The 1,503-nt window shown below is 48.2% G+C and carries 1 protein-coding gene; it reads right to left on the bottom strand.

What is annotated here, in order from left to right; genetic code table 11:
• A partial coding sequence (locus Q0256_RS10480) for a transglutaminase-like domain-containing protein (protein ID WP_297962806.1) occupies nucleotides 1-1,058 on the bottom strand: 1,058 nt, incomplete at its 3' end.
• Between the last annotated feature and the right edge of the window lie 445 nt (nucleotides 1,059-1,503).

Raw genomic sequence — 1,503 nt, 5'->3', positions numbered from 1 at the left:
GATCTGTAATCGTAGCTGAAATCTTTCGGCGAGTAGTAATTAAGCGTGTTGCCGTCCACTTCGCCGTAAGGATAGCCGAAATTATTGATCGGAAACTGCGCCGGACGTGGGCTTAGCGTGAAGTCCCTGCCGTAGTTAAAGCCGATCCAGCACATCTCCCAGTTGCCGAATAAATACTCGCGGATTTTAGCGAGCTTGCTGTCGTCGTTGCTTAGCTTCTCGCCCAGCCGCACCTTCGTAACATCTGCGGGATCGACCGGGATCCAGCCGTGGCCTTTTAGATAAAATTCCGCTCTGCAGTGCTGTGCGCCCGAGATATGGCTGACGCCGTCTTTAGGTGCGGCGCCCATTTGAGCGCTAAATCTCGACGCGCCGACGCGGATGCCAAACATCTCTCTTGCGGCGATGCCCTGCGCGCGGCAAAGTGCAACGAAAACGCTATTTATGTCGGTGCATTTGCCGCTTAGCTTGCCGCTGCTTAAAATTTGCTTCACGTCCCCTAGCCCGCAGCCTAGCACGCTGTTATCGCGCTGCATAGTGTTTGCCACCCACGTATAAATCGCGCGCGCCTTTTCCAGATCACCCTTGATGCCGCCTGCGATCTCGTCTGATTTTTGCTTGACGACGCCGTCGATTTGAATCTGCGTGCTAGGCTCTAAAAACTTCGCTACCTCGGGGTTAAGCTTTTCGTTCGGATTAAATTTTACCTTGCTAAAGTCGGTGTTTCGCTCAAAGGTCTCGACGCTAAATTTAATGTTTAGCGTGGGCTTTGCCACACCGACGTAGCCGGCATAGAGCGTCGGAATTTCGCCATAGTCCACGGACGGATCGTTGAAATTGCCGTCAAATTTTACGTCGCTTACCTTTTGATACTCCGTGATAAGAGGAAGCGGTATCCAAAGCCGCGTCTGCTTACCCTTCTCCAAAATTTCGTGATTTAGCGATAGCCCGAAAGCTCTCTTTTTGCCAATGACTTTTTCCCCGCCCAAAATGGTACTCGGAGTTGCCATAACGGCGCCTAAAATCGCAGTGTTTCTTAAAAAATCGCGTCTTTGCATGGAAATGCCTTCAAAATAAAATGGCTAAGCCTTAGCCCTAATTACGCGTGGATTTTAGCCTTTTGCGGCTTTGAAATCGCTAAATTTAAAATTCTGCAAGCCGTAAATTTTAAAATTCTATCCATATTTAAAATTTCAAAATTTTGCTCGCTTTAAAATTTCAAAATTTCGCCGCCATGTCGCTCACGAAATTCTAAAAAATTTTAAAATTCCACGCCAAATAAGGCGCGGAATTTTTTTCCAATGCAGACGCGGCAGCACGTAGATTAGGCGCGCTTTTGCACATCCGCCCAAAGTCGTCTAGCGGGAAGCCTTTCTTGTATACCTACTCAAAAAGCTCAAGTAGTTCGACATGCCGCATAGCAAAACGCGAACCGCTACAACTCTTTCGATCTGTAATCGTAGCTGAAATCTTTCGGCGAGTAGTAATTAAGCGTGTTGCCGT

This window comes from uncultured Campylobacter sp., assembly GCF_937949835.1.
GTDB lineage: Bacteria > Campylobacterota > Campylobacteria > Campylobacterales > Campylobacteraceae > Campylobacter_B.
This window is presented reverse-complemented; position numbering and strand designations above follow the sequence as displayed.